The 473-nt window shown below is 60.9% G+C and carries 2 pseudogenes; both read left to right on the forward strand.

Annotation, left to right across the window (positions count from 1 at the left end):
- Positions 1–100: pseudogene (locus DVK00_RS22525) on the forward strand (DJ-1/PfpI family protein); the annotation flags it as partial.
- Between the two features lie 137 nt (positions 101–237).
- A pseudogene (gene sod / locus DVK00_RS20865) lies at positions 238–473 on the forward strand (superoxide dismutase [Mn]); the annotation flags it as partial.

Here is a 473-nt window from a genome sequence, read left to right on the forward strand (position 1 = left end):
CTCGTTACATCTCGTCGAACGCGAGTTCGGAGCCGAAATCGCCGACGCCGTCTCGACGGAAACCGAGTACGAGCGCCGGACGAAGCCGTTCGACGGCTGACACGCTCGCGCGAACCGGAGCTTCTCGAAGCGGATAAATCGACCGATAGCGACCCGCATACTGTGGTTTGTGCTAGCATACCCCTCCTCAAGTTTTAACAGGATTCCGCCCGACGCATGATACGGAGGTTACACATTATGAGCTACGAACTCGACCCGCTTCCGTACGAGTACGACGCCCTCGAACCGCACATCTCCGAGCAGGTGCTGACGTGGCATCACGACACCCACCACCAGGGCTACGTCAACGGCTGGAACGCGGCCGAAGAAACCCTCGCCGAGAACCGCGAAGCAGGCGAGTTCGGCTCGTCTGCCGGCGCGCTCCGCAACGTCACCCACAACGGCTCGGGACACATTCTGCACGACCTGTTCTG

It is taken from the genome of Haloarcula sp. Atlit-47R (assembly GCF_003665985.1).
Classification (GTDB): Archaea; Halobacteriota; Halobacteria; order Halobacteriales; family Haloarculaceae; genus Haloarcula; species Haloarcula taiwanensis.